A 16,036-nucleotide genomic window follows, 5' to 3' on the forward strand; every position below is an offset into this window, starting at 1 on the left:
CAGGCAGACTGGAACGGTGAAGCCTGCCACCCTCTGGCCCGAACGGCTGTTGCCCGCTCACTCGGTTCCGCCGCCCTGGCCGGGGCGGGAGGTGCGCCTGGACGGGGCCGTCACCTACGTCCGGGAGACCCCGGCGACCGGCCCGGACGCCGAACCGGCGTTGTACGTGCACGGTCTGGGCGGCTCGTCGCAGAACTGGACCGACCTGGCCGGCCTGCTCGCCGATCGGCTGGACGGTCAGGCGATCGACCTGCCCGGCTTCGGTCGCAGCGAGCCGGGCCGGCGCTACACCGTGCCGGTCTTCGCGGACCGGGTGATCCGCTGGATCGAGTATGCCGGCCGCGGACCGGTGCACCTGTTCGGCAACTCGCTCGGCGGCGCGATCTCGGTACGGGTGGCGGCCCTCCGGCCGGATCTGGTCCGGACGCTGACCCTGGTGTCACCGGCCCTGCCGTTTCTCGACTTCCGCCGGTCGTTGCAGGGACGGATGCTGCCGCTGCTGGCGATCCCCCGGGGCGAACGGGTGGCCGCCTGGCGGCTGGCCCAACTCGCGCCGGAGGTGATGGCGCAGCAGGTGATGGAGGCGTGCGTGGCCGATCTCAGCCGGATCTGCGACCAGCGTCGACGCGAGGCGCTGGAGGAGATCCGGGTCCGCTACGAGGCGGAGCACTACGCGGCGGCGTACGTGCGTACCTTTCGGGGTCTGGTGTCCAGCTTCGTGCGGTCGTACCTGCCGGGGTCGGGCTCGCTGTGGCGGATGGCCGGTACGGTTCGGGCGCCCTCGCTGGTCATCGGGGGACGGCAGGACCGGCTGGTCGACGTTCGGGTGGCGCCGCAGGCCGCGCGGGTGATCCCGGACAGCCGACTCCTGATGATCAACGGTGTCGGGCACGTGGCCCAGCTGGAGGTGCCGCGCCTGGTGGCCCGGGCGGTGCTGGGCCTGCTCGCCGAGACGGGGGAACCCGCCCGCCGGGCGGACCTGGCAGGATGACCGGGTGCACAGCCCTGGTAGCCGTCGTCGGTCGGCTCGTTCCGCTGGTCGTCACGGTGTCCGGCGAGGGTCTTTCCACCGTGGTCGAGCGGTGGCCCCGACCGCTTCCGCCGCCCTTGGCGGACGGCGGAGGCTCGGAGCGGGTGCGCTGATCCGGGTGGCGGTGCTGGTGGCCGCCGTCGGTGCCGCGGTGGCGATGGTTGCCGGCGGTACCGGTGTGGGCTCGGGGGCGGCCGACGAGGTCGACCCGGTGGTCTCCGGGCCGGCCGTGGCCCTGGCACCGGTGGCGACGCCGTCGCCGGTGTCCCCGTCGCCTGCGGAGAGGTCCCCGTCGCCGACGGCACCCGTCCTACAGGAGCCCGGTTCGATTCCGTCGACCGGTCCGGGGCGGTTCGGCTACGACGACCGGACCGGTCCGGTGCTGGGTGCGGCGGGTGAGCTGCGGCGCTACCGGGTGGCGGTGGAGTCCGGCTCCGGCGTGGACGCGGGTGAGTTCGCCTCGGCGGTGCGGACGTCGCTGGCCGGCCCGGGCAGCTGGGTGGACAGTGGTCGGCTGCGGCTGCGGCAGGTCGAGCGCACCGCTCGGTACGACTTCACGGTCTACCTGGCCACGGCCGGGACCGCAGGCCGGATGTGCGCCGCCGGGGGTGTCGACATCCGGGTCGGTGGCCGGCCGTACACCTCCTGCCGCGCGCCGGGAAAAGTGATCATCAACCTGGACCGGTGGCGGCTGTCGGTGCCGCACTTCGTCGAGGCCGACGTGCCGCTGTCGCTCTACCGGACGTACGTGGTCAATCACGAGGTCGGGCACGAGTTGGGCAACCGGCACGAGCGCTGTCCGGGGCGTGGCGAGCCGGCGCCGGTGATGATGCAGCAGACGCTCTTCCTCAAGGGGTGCGTCGCGAACCCGTGGCCGTACCTGGACGGCCGGCGGTACCAGGGGCCGCCACTCTGAGCAGCATCCGGACCGGCAAAATGCGGTGATGTGCCGGAATTGGATGCGAAGATGGCTCCATGCCCTCTTCACCCCTTTGGCGCAATCACGGCCGCTTGGCTCGACCCCCGGAGCCGGGGGATCGGCACCGTAAGCCGGTGCTACCGCGCCGGGTGGCCGTGACCCTCGGCATGGTGCTGGTGCTGGCCGCCACCGCGGCGGTGCTGTTGGTCCGAACCGGTCAGCGGGTGGCCGCGCCGGAGCAGGGCTTCGGTGACCGGGTCGCCGCCTCCGGGGCTGGCGGCGACGAGCGGACCGGGCCGAGCCGGTATCCGTGGGTGGGTGACGGCAGCTTCACGGTGGCCCGCGACCACTCGCCGGTGCACGGCGAGGGCGGTCCGGTGGTCCGTTACCGGGTCGCCGTCGAGCAGGGCACCGGCCAGGATCCGGGCGCCTTCGCCGCCGCGGTCGACGGGGTGCTGGCCGACCGGCGTAGCTGGATCGGCACCGGGGAGCTGCGGGTACAGCGGATCGCCGAGGCGGAGTCGGCCGACTTCACCATCTACCTGGCCACCCCGCGTACCTCGGAGGCGATGTGCGCCGAGGGGGGACTGAGTACCGAGGGCTACACCTCCTGCCGGCTGCCCGGGCAGGTCATCATCAATCTGGCCCGCTGGCTGGAGGCGGTGCCGGACTACGGCGCTCCGCTCGAGGTCTACCGGGCCTACGTGATCAACCATGAGGTCGGGCACGAGTTCGGGGAGGGGCACGAGGCGTGCCCGGCACCGGGAGGCCCGGCGCCGGTCATGCAGCAACAGACGTACGGCCTGGATGGCTGCCTGCCGAACGCCTGGCCGATCCTGCACGGTCGCCGGCACGCCGGTATTCCCGCTCCCGCATAGCGGGCGACGTGTCCCTGCTCATGGTCGATGGGCGCGTCGGCGAGCGACAATGGCCCGGTTGTCCGCCACATCGATCCCGGGGAGTCCACCGTGTCGTTGCCCCCGCTCGTCGAACCCGCCGCCGAGCTGACCGTTGACGAGATCCGCCGCTACTCGCGCCACCTGATCATCCCCGACGTCGGGGTCACCGGGCAGAAGCGGCTGAAGAACGCCCGGGTGCTCTGTGTCGGCGCGGGTGGCCTCGGTTCGCCCGCCCTGATGTACCTGGCCGCCGCCGGTGTCGGCACGCTGGGCATCATCGACTTCGACACCGTGGACGAGTCCAACCTCCAGCGCCAGATCATCCACGGCGTCTCCGACGTCGGCCGCGCCAAGGCCGAGTCGGCCGCGGCGAGCATCCGCGAGATCAACCCGCTGGTGAACGTCGAGATCCACAACACCGCGCTGGACCGGGACAACGTCCGCGAGATCTTCGCCCAGTACGACCTGATCGTCGACGGCACGGACAACTTCGCCACCCGGTACATGGTCAACGACGCGGCGGTGCTGCTCGGCAAGCCGTACGTCTGGGGGTCGATCTACCGGTTCGACGGCCAGGCCTCGGTGTTCTGGGCCGAGCACGGTCCCTGCTACCGCTGCCTCTACCCGGAGCCGCCGCCGCCGGGCATGGTGCCCTCCTGCGCCGAGGGCGGCGTGCTCGGTGTGCTCTGCGCCTCGATCGGCTCGATCCAGGTCAACGAGGCGATCAAGCTGCTCGCCGGTATCGGCGAGCCGCTGGTCGGCCGGTTGATGGTCTACGACGCCCTGGAGATGAGCTACCGCAAGATCAAGGTCCGGAAGGATCCGAACTGCGTGCTCTGCGGTGAGAACCCGACGCTCACCGATCTGATGGAGGACTACGAGGACTTCTGCGGCGCGGTGTCGGTGGAGGCTCAGGAGGCGGTGGTCGACGCGACCATCACCGCGTCCGAGCTGAAGGAGTGGCAGGACGCCGGCAAGGACATCTTCCTCGTCGACGTCCGGGAGCCGGCCGAGTACGAGATCGTCCGCATCCCCGGCGCCACCCTGATCCCCAAGGGCGAGATCCTCTCCGGTGAGGCGCTGGCCAAGCTTCCGCAGGACCGGCAGATCGTGCTGCACTGCAAGTCCGGTGTCCGCTCCGCCGAGGCGTTGGCCGCGCTGAAGGCGGCCGGTTTCCGCGACGCGGTGCACGTGCAGGGCGGGGTGCTCTCCTGGATCAAGCAGATCGATCCGTCGCTGCCCGCCTACTGATCCGCAGCCGAGGGGCCCCTCCGCCATGTCCGATGGGGCAGGGGCTCCTCGCCGCCACCCTGCCGTCGGTCGGATCTCACCTACCCGTCCTCCTGAGGCGGGATCACGTTCGCGTGGGTAGCGTGGCCGCCGTGGTCGACATCGACGCCGCGATCGGGTTCGTGGTGGCTCACGGGGACGCGGTGGAGCGTGCCCGCCTGTCCTGGTTGCGTAGCGGCACGCAGCCACCGCCGGAGGTGCTCGACAGCGCCGAGGTCGGGCAGACACTTGGCGGCGGCTGGCCGGCGTCGTGGGGCGACGAGGTCGCCTCGGTCGACGCGACCTGCTTCCGTCTCGCGGAGTTGGACGACCTCGGGGCGCTCGGCCGGCCGAGCGCGCGTCGGGCGCTGGACTGGCTCGCCGCCGGCCAGCAACCCGACGGCTGCTGGGAGGAGGACCAGGCTCTCGCGGACTCCGCGCCCGAGTGGGCCCGTCCGGGTGATCCGGAGGCGCGGCTGTACCTGACTGCCAACGCCGCGTTCTGGCTGACGGTGGCGGGCCTGGACGCGCGGGCCGCCGGTCCGTTGGACCACCGGGTCGGCGGGGCGTACGCCGGTGTGGTGTACGCGGCCAGCCAGGCGCTCGCCGCCCAACTGCGCCCGGACGGCAGTTGGCCGTCCTTCCTGGCCGCCGGTTGGCTCAGCGCGGCCGTCCTGCACCGGCAGCAGATGTTCTACGAGTCGGCGCAGATCAAGGCGGTGCTGGCGGAGCGGTTGCCGCAGGCGTCGCCGGCGGACGCCGCCTGGCTCGCCGTGACGCTGCGCCGGGTGGGCGTCGACCATCAGGAGTGGACGCTTGTCGCCGCCCGACGCCGCCTCACCGAGACCCAGCGCAGCGACGGCGGCTGGACCAGCGACGACGGCCACCAGTTCGACGTACACGCCACCCTCGCCGTCATCCGCGCCTTCCGCTGACCCCCACACACACCCACCCGCGATCTTGCAGTTTTTGCCTCGACAAAGTGGGGCAATCTGCGCGTGTCGCCGACCAAAAGTGCAAGATCGCGGAAAGCAGCGGTGGGTGGGTCAGGGGCGGAGGTGGCCGGTGCCGGTTACCACGTACTTGGTGCTTGTCAGCTCGGGGAGGCCCATGGGGCCGCGGGCGTGCAGCTTCTGGGTGGAGATGCCGATCTCGGCGCCGAAGCCGAACTCGCCGCCGTCGGTGAACCGGGTCGAGGCGTTCACCATCACGGCCGCCGCGTCGACCCGGGCCACGAACTCCCGGGCGGTCGACTGCGAGTCGGTGACGATCGCCTCGGTGTGGCCGCTGCCGTAGCGCCGGATGTGCGCGACCGCCGCGTCCAGTGAGTCGACGACGGCGGCGGAGATGTCCGCGCTGAGGTATTCGGTGCCGAAGTCCTCGTCGGTGGCCGGGACCACGGCGTCGGAGTACCCCGCGACCCGGGCGTCGCCGTGCACGGTCACCCCGGCCTCGGCGAACGCGGCAAGCGCCGCCGGCAGGAAAGCGTCGGCGATGTCGGCGTGCACCAGCAGCGACTCGGCGGTGTTACAGGTGGACAGCCGCTGCGTCTTGGCGTTGAGCACGATCGACACCGCCATCGACAGGTCGGCGGCGGCGTCGACGTAGACGTGGCAGTTACCCACCCCGGTCTCGATCACCGGCACGGTCGACTCCTCGACCACCGTCCGGATCAGCGATGCGCCGCCGCGCGGGATCAGCACGTCGACCAGGCCCCGGGCCCGCATCAGCTCCTTGACCGAGTCGCGCGAGCTGGCGTCGACCAGCTGCACCGTGTCCGCCGGCAGGCCGGCACCGCCGATCGCGTCGCGCAGCACCGCCACCAGCGCCTTGTTGGAGTGCGCGGCCGAGGAGGAACCGCGCAGCAGCGCGGCGTTGCCGGCTTTCAGGCAGATGCCGGCGGCGTCCACCGTCACGTTGGGCCGCCCCTCGTAGATGATGCCGACCACCCCGAACGGCACCCGGATCTGCCGCAGCTCCAGCCCGTTGGGCAGGGTCGAACCGCGGACCACCTCGCCCACCGGGTCGGGCAGCGCGGCCATCTGGCGCAGCGCGTCGGCGATGCCGGCCACCCGCCCCTCGTCGAGGGCGAGCCGGTCCAGCACGGCCGCACTCAGCCCGGCGTCGCGCCCGGCCGCCAGGTCCGCGGCGTTCGCGGCCAGGATCTCCGGCGTACCCGCCACCAGCGCGTCGGCCATCGCGTGCAGCGCGGCGTCCTTGGCGGTTCGCGTCGCCACGGCAAGCGTCTCCGCCGCCGTGCGCGCCCGGCGGGCCTGCTCGCTCACGCTCATGTCCTACTCCTCAGATGTCGGCCCTGGTCGGGCGATTCACAGCAGCACCAGGTCGTCCCGGTGCACGACCTCTCGTTCGTACGCGGGGCCGAGCGCCGCGGCGAGGTCGGCGGTGGACCGCCCGAGCAGGCCAGGCAGCTCGATCGCGTCGTAGTTGACCAGCCCTCGGGCCACCGGTGCGCCCGAGGTGTCGACGAGGTCGACCGGGTCGCCGGCGGTGAAGGCGCCGTCCACGGCGGTGATCCCGGCCGGCAGCAGCGACTTGCGCCGGCCCACCACGGCGGCCACCGCGCCCGGGTCGAGGTGCAGCCGCCCCCGGGGCGCCGTGGCGTGGGCGAGCCAGAACAGCCGGGCGGCGGGTCGCCGGAGGCTGGGGTGGAAGAACGTGCCGACCGGCTCACCGGCCAGCGCGGGGACCGCCTGGGTGGCGGAGGTGAGCACCACCGGGATGCCGAAACCGGTGGCGATCCGGGCCGCCTCGACCTTTGTCACCATGCCACCGGTGCCGACCCCCGCCCGCCCGCTGCCGCCGATCTCGACCCCGGTCAGGTCCGCCTCGTCGCGTACCTCCGCGATGCGGCGGGAGCCGGGTCGGGTGGGCTCACCGGTCCACAGCGCGTCGACGTCGGAGAGGAGCACCAGCAGGTCGGCGTCGACGAGCGCGGCCACCAGCGCGGCCAGCCGGTCGTTGTCGCCGAACCGGATCTCCTCGGTGGCGACCGTGTCGTTCTCGTTGACGATCGGCACCGCCCGCAGGTCGAGCAGCTTGCGCAGGGTGCGGTACGCGTTGCGGTAGTGGGCCCGTCGGGTCACGTCGTCGACGGTGAGCAGCACCTGGCCGACGGTGCGGCCGTGCCGGGCGAAGGCGGCCGCGTACCGCCCGATCAGCAGGCCCTGGCCCACGCTGGCGGCGGCCTGCTGGGTGGCCAGGTCGCGCGGTCGCCGGGGCAGCCCGAGTGGAGCGAGGCCGGCGGCGATCGCGCCGGAGGAGACCAGCACCACCTCGCGGCCGTCGGCGGCCCGTAGCCCGAGGGCGTCGACAAGCGCGTCCACCCGCCCGTCGTCCAAGCCGCCGGTGGCGGTGGTCAACGAGGAGGACCCGATCTTGACAACGACCCGCCGGGCCGCCGTGACTGCGTCGCGCACCCGCCCATTCTGCGCTGTCGTCGCGGCGTGCCCCGCCGCCGTTCCCATAGTCTGGCCGCTTGTGACACCTGACGAGTACGTCGAGGCGGTGCTGGAACTTGTCGACCGGATCCCGCCCGGCCGGGTGATGTCGTACGGGGCGGTGGCCGACGCGTTGGCCGAGCGCTCCGGGCGGGCGTCGGCCCGGCTGGTCGGGGCGATCATGGCCCGCCACGGTGGTGGTGCCCCGTGGCACCGGGTGGTGAACGCCTCTGGCGGACTGCCGCCCCGGCTGGCCCGCGAGGCGCGGGCGCGGTGGCTCGCCGAGGGGACGCCGCTGCGCGGTACGGGGGTGGACATGCGGTCGGCCGGGTGGTGGCCCGGGCAGGGGATGTGACCGCCGCCATAACGTGAGTAATATTCGGCCTCATGATCGCGCCGCCGGGTGGCTCCGGCCCAACGCCCACCTCCGGCCGGCTCGCGCAGAGCCCAGCCCCACCGGCTGCGCTGCCCCGGCAGGTGCACGCCGGCTACGCGCTCGGCTCTCTGGCGACCGGGGCCTTCGGCACCGTGCCGGGTCTGCTGCTGCTGCCCTACCTCACCGACACGCTCGGGGTGACCGCTGGTGTGGCCGCCCTGCTGGTGCTGCTGCCAAAGGCGTGGGACGTGCTGGTCAACCCGGTCGCCGGGCGAATTTCCGACCGCACCCGGTCGCGTTGGGGCGCCCGTCGTCCGTACCTGCTCTTCGGTGGGCTGGCCCTTGCCATCCTCTTCGGGGCCATCTTCGCCGCGCCGTTCGGAGCCGGTCCCGCATCGGGGGCGTACGTCGCCGTCGCGTTCCTGGCCACGGCGACCGCGTTCGCCTTCTTCCAGGTGCCGTACGTGGCGATGCCGGCCGAGCTGACCAGCGACTACGCCGAACGTACCCGGATGATGACCTGGCGGATCGCGGTGCTGGCACTGGCCATCCTGGTCGCCGGTGCGGTGGCGCCGTTGGTGCGCGACGCGGCCGGCGGTGGTGTTCCCGGGCACCGGTGGATGGGTGTCTTCGTGGCCGCCCTCATCGCGCTCGGTGCCGTCGGCGCCTTCCTCGGCACCCGTTCCGCCCCGCAGGGCGCGGTCGGCGAGAGCGAGCCGAGTCTGCGCGCCCAACTCACCGTCGCCGCCCGTAACCGGCCCTTCCGGGCGCTGCTGCTCTGCTTCGTGGTGCAGTCCGCCGGGGTGGCCACCATCCTCGCCGGGGTCCAGTACTTCGCCGACCACGTGCTGGAAGATCCGACGACCGGCCCGACCGTGCTGTTCGTCTGCTTCGTCGGCCCGGCGCTGGTGGTCATGCCGCTCTGGTCCCGGGTGGGTGCCCGGGTGGGCAAGCTCGCCGCCCTGGTGGCGGCGTCGCTGATCCTGGCGGCCGGTGGACTGGCGCTGGTCGCCGCGCCGGTGCTGCCGGCCGCCGTGGTCTACCTGCTCGTCGCGTTGCTCGGGGTCGGGTACGCCGGACAGCAGGTGTTCGCGCTGGCCATGCTCCCGGACTGCATCGCGTACGACACCGCGCGAACCGGGCGTCGGCAGGCCGGGGTCTTCACCGGAGTGTGGACGGCCGGTGAGACGTTCGGTCTGGCCCTCGGCCCCGGCATCTACGGGCTGGTGCTCGCCGTCACCGGTTACGTCTCCTCCACCACCGGCACCTCCGCCACCCAGTCCGACACCGCCCGCCTCGGCGTCCTGCTCGGCTTCACGGTCCTCCCCGCCCTCCTCATCGGCCTGGCCACCCTCCTGCTCCGCCCCTACGACCTCACCCCCGCCCGCCTGTCGCCCGCCACCCTGCCCCCAGCCAGCGCCGATCATGCAGTTGTGGCAGAAACAAGAGCCGCTGAGAACCACGGAAAGGGCACCACAACTTCATGATCGACGAGAACCGGCCGGGCGGGATCCCGGCGGAGCAGGTATTGGCGGAGATCCGCGAGCTGCGGGCGATGGACCGGCCGACGCACGGCGGGCGGCTGTTCGCGTACGTCTACGACCCGGCGGTGCCCGGGCTGGACGCGCTCGCCGCCGCCGCGTACGCCGAGAGCGCCCACGTCAACGGGCTCGACCCGACCGCCTTCCCGTCCCTGCTGGCCATGGAGAACACGCTTGTCGCGGCGGCGGCGCGGCTGCTCGGCGGCGGACCGGGCACCACCGCTGCGGACGTCGTGGGCAGTGTGACCAGCGGCGGCACCGAATCGCTCATCCTGGCCGTGAAGACCGCCCGGGACGCCCGGCCGGACATCGCGGCACCCCGGATCGTGGTACCGGCCAGCGCCCACGCCGCCTTCGCCAAGGCGGCCCACTACCTGCGGGTGGAACTCGACACCGTGCCGGTCGACCCGACCACCCTGCGGCCGGTGGTCGCCGACGTGGCCGCCGCGCTCCGGCCGGAGACGGTGCTGGTGGCCTGCTCCGCCCCCTCGTACGCGCACGGCGTCGTGGACCCGGTCGAACAGATCGCCGAGGTGGCCGCCACCGCCGGGGTCCGCTGTCACGTGGACGCCTGCTTCGGCGGCTGGACGCTGCCGTACCTGCGGCGCCTCGGCCTGCCGGTGCCCCCGTTCGACCTGGGCGTGCCCGGCGTCACCTCGATCTCGGTGGACCTGCACAAGTACGCGTACGCGCCGAAGGGCGTCTCGGTGCTGCTGCACCGCGATCCGCAGCTGCGTGCCCCGCAGTACTTCGCGTACGCCGACTGGCCCGGGTACACCATGATCAACCCGGTGATCTCCTCCACCCGCTCCGGTGGGCCGATCGCCGCCGCGTACGCCACCCTGCGGCACCTCGGTGACGACGGCTACCTGGAGCTGACCCGCCGCACCTGGGCGGCGGTGGGCGCCCTGGCCGACGCGGTACGCGGCACCGACGGGCTGCGGCTGGTCGCCGAGCCGGAGTCGACGGTGGTCTGTTTCACCGCCGACGACACCGGGCCGGACCTGTTCGTGCTGGTCGACGAGTTGGCCGCGCGGGGCTGGCACACCCAGCCCCAGCTGTCGTACGCCGGCCTGCCGCCAAGCGTGCACCTGACGGTGACCGCCGCGGTGGCGCCCCGGGCGGCGGAGTTCGGCCCCGACCTGGCCGCCGCGGTCGCCGCCGCCCGCGCGGCGGGCCCGGTCGGGTTGCCGCCGGAGCTGCGGGCCCTGGCCGGCACGCTGGCGCCGGAGGCCCTCACCGGCGAGCTGGTCGCCGGGCTCGCCGCCGGCCTCGGGCTGGGCCCGGGTGGTGGGCTGCCGGAGCGGATGGCCCCGGTCAACACGCTGCTCGACGCCGCCCCACCGGCGCTGCGTGAACGGCTGCTCGTCGAGTTCGTCAGCCTGCTGCAACGTCCGGCGTGGTAGCGCCCACCGCCGGGCGGCGCCTGCCAGCGACCGCCTGGTAGCGGCGACCACCCACCTCGGGTCGCTGTGGTTGACTGTCGGGGACGGGAGGGGGAGCGGTCGTGCAGCTGCCTGCGGTGCTCGGTGAGCCGATCCGGTTCGTGCTCAACTGGGGCCGGCGCTACTCGCTCTGGGTCTTCAACTTCGGCCTGGCCTGCTGCGCCATCGAGTTCATCGCGACGAGCATGTCGCGGCACGACTTCATGCGGCTGGGCGTGATCCCGTTCGCGCACGGCCCCCGGCAGGCCGACCTGATGGTGGTCTCCGGCACCGTCACCGACAAGATGGCTCCGGCGATCAAGCGGCTCTACGACCAGATGCCCGAGCCGAAGTACGTGATCTCGTTCGGTGCCTGCTCCAACTGCGGCGGCCCGTACTGGGACTCGTACTCGGTGACCAAGGGAGTCGACCAGCTCATCCCGGTCGACGTCTACGTGCCCGGCTGCCCGCCCCGGCCGGAGGCGCTGCTGCACGGCATCCTCCGGCTACAGGAGAAGATCGCCGCCGAGCAGTCCGGCATCGGCGGGGTGCCCCGCCCCGATCCGCTCGCCCCGCCGGTCGACGCCCCACCCAGTGACGGCGCCCCGGCCCGCTCGGTCGCCTCCCTGACCGCACCGCCGGTGCGTCCACCGAATTCCTGACCGGCGGAGGTGCCCGGCCGGGTGTGGACCGCGGTCCGGTCGGTCCGGCGAGACCGGTCGCTCGGCTGGCCGTCCGGGTGGTGTGGCTTCGCTAGCGTACGGATCATGACCGATGTCGCCGAGCAGCGTTCCGCCTTCATCGTCGAGGTGCTGACCGAGGAGTTCGGCACCCTGATGGCGCTCGACCCGGCCGCCTTCCGGCGCAAGTTCCGCAAGATGGCCGCGTCGCCGTTCGCCTTCTACCGGGGCAGTGCCAGCCTCTTCTACGCCGACCAGCGTGGCGACTTCGCCGACGACCGTTTCCTGGACGCGCGGACCAGCCGGGTGTGGATCCACGGCGACCTGCACGCGGAGAACTTCGGCACCTACATGAACGGCTCCGGCCAGCTCGTCTTCAACGTCAACGATTTCGACGAGGCGTACGTCGGGCCGTTCACCTGGGACCTGCGGCGGTTCGTCGCCAGCGTCGCGTTGATCGGCTACACCAAGGCGCTCTCCGACCGGATCATCAGCGACCTGGTCACCTGCTTCGCGAACGCGTACCTGGTGGAACTGCGGGCCATCGCCGCCGGTGGGGACGACGCCATCGGGTCGATCACCCTGGACAACGCCGACGGTGTGCTGCGCCGGGTGCTCCAGCAGGCGCGGCTGAACACCCGGGTGGACCTGCTGCGCGGACAGACCACGATCGACAACTACGAGCGGCGCTTCTCCGTCGGTGACGGGGTGTACGAGGTCGACGGGGACGTGCGGGCGCGGGTGTGCGCGGCGTTCGAGGCGTACCTGGACACGTTGCCGGCCACCACGGCACAGGCCCGGCCGCTCGCCGCCCAGATCAAGGACGTGGTGCTGCGCAAGGGGGTGGGCATCGGCTCGGCCGGCCTGCCGTCGTACAACCTCCTGCTGGAGGGGCACACCCAGGCGTTGGAGAACGACGTCGTGATCTACATGAAGCAGGCTCAGGTGCCGGCGGTGGCCCGTTACGTCGACGACGAGCGGGTCCGTGGCTACTTCCGGCACCAGGGGCACCGTACCGCCGAGTCGCAGCGCGCCCTCCAGGCGCACGCGGATCCGTGGCTGGGCTTCACCGAACTCGACGGCGTGGGTCAACTCGTCGCCGAGGTCTCCCCGTACGCGGCCGACCTCGACTGGTCGGACGTCAACGAGCCGGAGGAACTGGCCGGGGTACTGGCCGACCTGGGGCGGGCGGTCGCCCGGATGCACTCGGTGGCCGATGACGAGTCCAGCCACGACCTGGTCGACTACTCGACCGAGGAGGCCGTCGTCGCCGTCGTGGACGCCGACACCGCCGGCTTCGTCGGGCACCTGGTCGACTTCGCCCATGCGTACGGGGTACGCGCCCGCCACGATCACCAGCTCTTCGTCGACCTGTTCCGCAACGGTCGGCTGCCCGGCATCTGACCCCGGCCCTCCGGGACGGTCAGCCGGCGAAGTCGAGGACCACCTTGATGTCCTGCGGCCCCGGCGAGTAGGCGGTGGCGTACTGGGCCAGCGGCACCCGCCGCGTGATCAGCGAGGCGAGCCAGGCCGGGTCGGCTTTCGACAGGGCCTCGGCGGCACCCTCCCAGTGCCGCCGGTTGGCGTTCACCGAGCCGAAGACGACGTTGTTCTCCAGCACGAGGGTCCGGTTCAGCGCGCCCGCGTCGAAGTCGATCGTCCGGCCGCCGCTGGAGACCCCGGCCAGGCAGACGATCCCGTTGGGACCGACCTTGCACATCGCCTCCAGCACCACCACCGGCGCGCCGGTGCACTCGACGATGACGTCCGGTTCCAGGTCGAGCTGGTCGAGCGGTCCGGAGTGGTACGTGGCACCGAGCGCGGTGGCGAGCGCCGGCTTGGGCCCCTCGGTGGCCAGGTCGAGCACGTGCACGGAGAGGCCCCGCTGGCTGGCCAGCAGCGCGGCGAGCAGGCCGATCGGTCCGGCACCGGTGATCAGCGCGGTACGTGGCTGCCACTCCGCCCGCAGGCCGATCCGGTCGACGTGGTCCCACGCCTTGACCATCACGCTCGTCGGTTCGAGCAGCATGCCCACCTCGATAAGCGAGGGATCGAGTCCCACCGCGAAGCGGGGCTGCAACCGCCACCGCTCGCGGGCGAAGCCCGGCAGCGCCTTGATGCCGTGCTCGGTGAACAGGCCGTTGCGGCACATGTCCCACTCGCCGACCGCGCAGTTCGGGCAGGGCATCGGGTCGGGATGCCGGACGATCCCGGCCACCAGGTCGCCCGGCTGCCGGGTGCCGGTCGGATCCTCCAGCACCCGACCGAGCGACTCGTGACCGAGCACCAGGTGATCGGTGCCGGGCGGCGCCTCGCCGTACTGCCCCTCGATGATCTCGATGTCGGTTCCGCAGACGCCCACCGAGAGGGCCTCCACCAGGATCGGTCCCTCCTCGGGGGCCGGTTCCGGGTAGTCGTCGAGCAGCCGCAGCGAGCCGGGTACTCCGGGGATGACGGTCACAGCGCGCACAGGACCATCCTGGTGGTCACCGACGGGCGGCACCGGCGAAGCGCACCGGAGTCACCCGCCCGCGTGCACCGGGCCGCCCGGCGGGTACCGGGCCGGTCGGTGGGGGTACCGGGCCGGTCGCCGTCCGGTGCCGCCTCCGCTCGGCCGAGGACTCCGGCCACAGGGCCTAGGATCAGCGGCATGACACCGGAAGAGGTCGGCCAACGGCTCGTCGCGCTGATCGCGCCCGTCGAGGCCACCGCGACGGTCTCCGGCGGTCAGGTCCATGCCCGGGCCACCGTCGACGTACCCCCGCACGCCTGGCGGGCCGCGCTGCTGGCCGCCCGGGACGACACCGAGCTGGCCTGCGACTACTTCGACTGGCTGTCGGCCGTCGACGAGTTGACCGACGGGTTCGACGTGGTGGCCCACCTCTGGTCGACCGCGCACCGGCACGGAGTGCTGCTGCGGGCCCGGGTGTCCCGCGACACACCAACTGTGGACTCCGTGGTGGCGGTCTACCCGGGTGCCGCCTGGCACGAACGGGAGACCCACGAGATGTTCGGCATCGACTTCGCCGGGCACGCCGACCTGCTCCCGCTGCTGCTGCCACCGGAGTTCGAGGGGCATCCGCTGCGCAAGGAGTTCGTGCTGGCATCCCGGGTGGCGAAGCCCTGGCCGGGCGCGAAGGAACCGGGTGAGTCGGAGGCCGGCGGTGGACGCCGCCCGATCCGACCCCCGGGCGTACCCGCGCCGGGCGAGTGGGGAGTCGTGCCGACCCCCGCCGGTGCCGGTGGCGTGGGAGAGGGCCCGCGCGGCGGCACCCCGGCCCGCCCGGCCCGGGAGCGCCCGGCCCGCCCGGCACCGGGTGCCCGCGGGCCGCGTACCCCTGGGGAGGCCGGCTCCACCGGGGAGTCGGCGGCCCCCGGCGGCCCGACGGCTGAGGACCGGCCGGCGTCCGAGGGCGGTCCGGCACCGGATGACGGAGGTAGGGCCTGATGCCGCTCTGGCTGGAACTGGTGGTGCGGATCGGTGGCGTGCTGGCCGCCTTCCTCGTCCTGCCGCTGCTGGTGGGCCAGGCGGAACACAAGGTGATGGCGCACATGCAGGGCCGGCTCGGCCCGATGTACGCGGGCGGGTTCCACGGCTGGGCGCAGTTGATCGCCGATGGGGTGAAGTTCGTCCAGAAGGAGGACGTCACCCCGCGCGCGGCCGACCGACCGGTGTTCCGGCTGGCTCCGGCGGTGGCGCTGGTGCCGTACCTGCTGGCCCTGCTGGTGATCCCGCTCGGCCCGAACGACCTGGTCGGGCAGCCGCTCGACGTCGGGCTGTTCTTCGTACTGGCGGTGGTCGGGGTGGGCGTGCTGGCCGTGCTCATGTCCGCGTGGGCGTCGGCCAACAAGTACAGCCTGCTCGGTGGGTTGCGCGGTGCGGCCCAACTGCTCGGGTACGAGCTGCCGCTGGTGCTGGCCGCCGCGTCGGTGGCGATGGCCGCCGGGACGCTGAGCCTCTCCGGCATCGTCGAGGCGTGGCAGCCGTGGTGGCTGCTATGGCAGGCACCGGCGATGGTGATCTTCTTTGTGGCCGGCCTGGCCGAGATCCGCCGGCCGCCCTTCGACATGCCGGTCGCCGACTCGGAGCTGGTCTTCGGCTACCTGACCGAGTACACCGGCCTGCGCTTCGCGTTCCTGCTGCTGGCCGAGTACGTCGGCATCGTGGTGATCGCCGCACTCACCACCGTGCTGTTCCTCGGCGGCTGGCAGGGCCCGTTCGCCGACGCCCAGCTCGGCTGGCTCTGGACCCTGCTCAAGGTCGCCGCCGTCAGCTTCGTGATCATCTGGCTCCGGGTCTCCTACCCCCGCCTTCGCGAAGACCAACTCCAACGCCTCTGCTGGCTGGTCCTGGTCCCCGCCGCCCTGGCCCAACTGGTCCTAACCGCCACCATCCGCCTAACCCTCTAACAGCCCCACCCCACCCGCGCCCTCCGCCCC

At 72.7% G+C, this 16,036-nt stretch carries 15 protein-coding genes; 12 read left to right on the plus strand and 3 right to left on the minus strand.

Annotated elements, in window-relative coordinates; translation table 11 throughout:
* The first annotated feature begins 16 nt into the window (after positions 1-16).
* The 5 genes from KBX00_RS21800 to KBX00_RS21820 all read left to right on the plus strand — a co-directional run bounded on the left by KBX00_RS21800 (position 17) and on the right by KBX00_RS21820 (position 5,052).
* The gene (locus tag KBX00_RS21800) at positions 17-991 is read left to right on the plus strand and encodes an alpha/beta fold hydrolase (protein ID WP_210829796.1); all 975 of its coding nucleotides are present in this window, start codon (positions 17-19) and stop codon (positions 989-991) included.
* A gap of 91 nt (positions 992-1,082) precedes the next feature.
* Entirely contained in the window at positions 1,083-1,946 is an 864-nt protein-coding gene (locus KBX00_RS21805) for a DUF3152 domain-containing protein (protein ID WP_307869033.1), read from the plus strand.
* A 137-nt stretch (positions 1,947-2,083) separates the two neighbouring features.
* Positions 2,084-2,827: a DUF3152 domain-containing protein gene (locus KBX00_RS21810; RefSeq protein ID WP_307869034.1), complete on the plus strand. Its 744-nt coding sequence runs from the start codon at positions 2,084-2,086 to the stop codon at positions 2,825-2,827.
* A 90-nt stretch (positions 2,828-2,917) separates the two neighbouring features.
* Positions 2,918-4,099 (plus strand): adenylyltransferase/sulfurtransferase MoeZ, encoded by a 1,182-nt coding sequence (gene moeZ / locus KBX00_RS21815; protein WP_210829800.1) that lies wholly within the window; start codon positions 2,918-2,920, stop codon positions 4,097-4,099.
* Between the two features lie 32 nt (positions 4,100-4,131).
* Positions 4,132-5,052, plus strand: a complete 921-nt coding sequence (locus KBX00_RS21820; protein ID WP_301548353.1) for a squalene--hopene cyclase — start codon at positions 4,132-4,134, stop codon at positions 5,050-5,052.
* A gap of 111 nt (positions 5,053-5,163) precedes the next feature.
* Here the strand turns inward: KBX00_RS21820 and KBX00_RS21825 are convergent, their stop codons facing one another.
* Together KBX00_RS21825 and proB are read right to left on the minus strand one after the other, a co-directional pair.
* Positions 5,164-6,408, minus strand: coding sequence for a glutamate-5-semialdehyde dehydrogenase (locus KBX00_RS21825; RefSeq protein ID WP_210829805.1), 1,245 nt, complete (start codon positions 6,406-6,408; stop codon positions 5,164-5,166).
* Positions 6,409-6,444: 36 nt separating this feature from the next.
* Positions 6,445-7,554 (minus strand): glutamate 5-kinase, encoded by a 1,110-nt coding sequence (gene proB / locus KBX00_RS21830; protein WP_210829807.1) that lies wholly within the window; start codon positions 7,552-7,554, stop codon positions 6,445-6,447.
* 61 nt (positions 7,555-7,615) lie between these two features.
* On the opposite strand from proB, the gene KBX00_RS21835 reads away from it, so the two are divergent.
* From KBX00_RS21835 to KBX00_RS21855, 5 genes are all read left to right on the plus strand, one after another.
* The gene (locus KBX00_RS21835) at positions 7,616-7,930 is read left to right on the plus strand and encodes an MGMT family protein (RefSeq protein ID WP_164448425.1); all 315 of its coding nucleotides are present in this window, start codon (positions 7,616-7,618) and stop codon (positions 7,928-7,930) included.
* A gap of 32 nt (positions 7,931-7,962) precedes the next feature.
* A complete protein-coding gene (locus tag KBX00_RS21840) occupies positions 7,963-9,438 on the plus strand; it encodes an MFS transporter (protein ID WP_210829809.1) in 1,476 nt (491 codons plus the stop codon).
* Positions 9,435-10,898 (plus strand): aminotransferase class V-fold PLP-dependent enzyme, encoded by a 1,464-nt coding sequence (locus tag KBX00_RS21845; protein WP_210829811.1) that lies wholly within the window; start codon positions 9,435-9,437, stop codon positions 10,896-10,898. The genes KBX00_RS21840 and KBX00_RS21845 overlap by 4 nt, the downstream gene beginning before the upstream one ends.
* 101 nt (positions 10,899-10,999) lie before the next feature.
* Positions 11,000-11,578, plus strand: a complete 579-nt coding sequence (locus tag KBX00_RS21850; RefSeq protein WP_210829813.1) for an NADH-quinone oxidoreductase subunit B — start codon at positions 11,000-11,002, stop codon at positions 11,576-11,578.
* Positions 11,579-11,683: 105 nt separating this feature from the next.
* Positions 11,684-13,000 carry a DUF2252 domain-containing protein gene (locus tag KBX00_RS21855; protein WP_210829815.1) on the plus strand — a complete coding sequence of 439 codons (1,317 nt, stop codon included), beginning with the start codon at positions 11,684-11,686 and terminating at the stop codon, positions 12,998-13,000.
* A 19-nt stretch (positions 13,001-13,019) separates the two neighbouring features.
* On the opposite strand, the gene KBX00_RS21860 is transcribed toward KBX00_RS21855, so the two are convergent.
* Positions 13,020-14,066, minus strand: coding sequence for a glucose 1-dehydrogenase (locus KBX00_RS21860; protein WP_210829817.1), 1,047 nt, complete (start codon positions 14,064-14,066; stop codon positions 13,020-13,022).
* 180 nt (positions 14,067-14,246) lie between these two features.
* Between KBX00_RS21860 and KBX00_RS21865 the strand changes: the two genes are divergently transcribed.
* Together KBX00_RS21865 and KBX00_RS21870 are read left to right on the plus strand one after the other, a co-directional pair.
* Positions 14,247-15,044: an NADH-quinone oxidoreductase subunit C gene (locus KBX00_RS21865; protein WP_210829819.1), complete on the plus strand. Its 798-nt coding sequence runs from the start codon at positions 14,247-14,249 to the stop codon at positions 15,042-15,044.
* Positions 15,044-16,006: a complex I subunit 1 family protein gene (locus tag KBX00_RS21870; RefSeq protein ID WP_210829821.1), complete on the plus strand. Its 963-nt coding sequence runs from the start codon at positions 15,044-15,046 to the stop codon at positions 16,004-16,006. The genes KBX00_RS21865 and KBX00_RS21870 overlap by 1 nt, the downstream gene beginning before the upstream one ends.
* Positions 16,007-16,036 lie beyond the last annotated feature (30 nt).

Origin of the sequence: Micromonospora sp. C95 (genome assembly GCF_018070465.1) — a bacterium.
Classification (GTDB): Bacteria; Actinomycetota; Actinomycetes; order Mycobacteriales; family Micromonosporaceae; genus Micromonospora.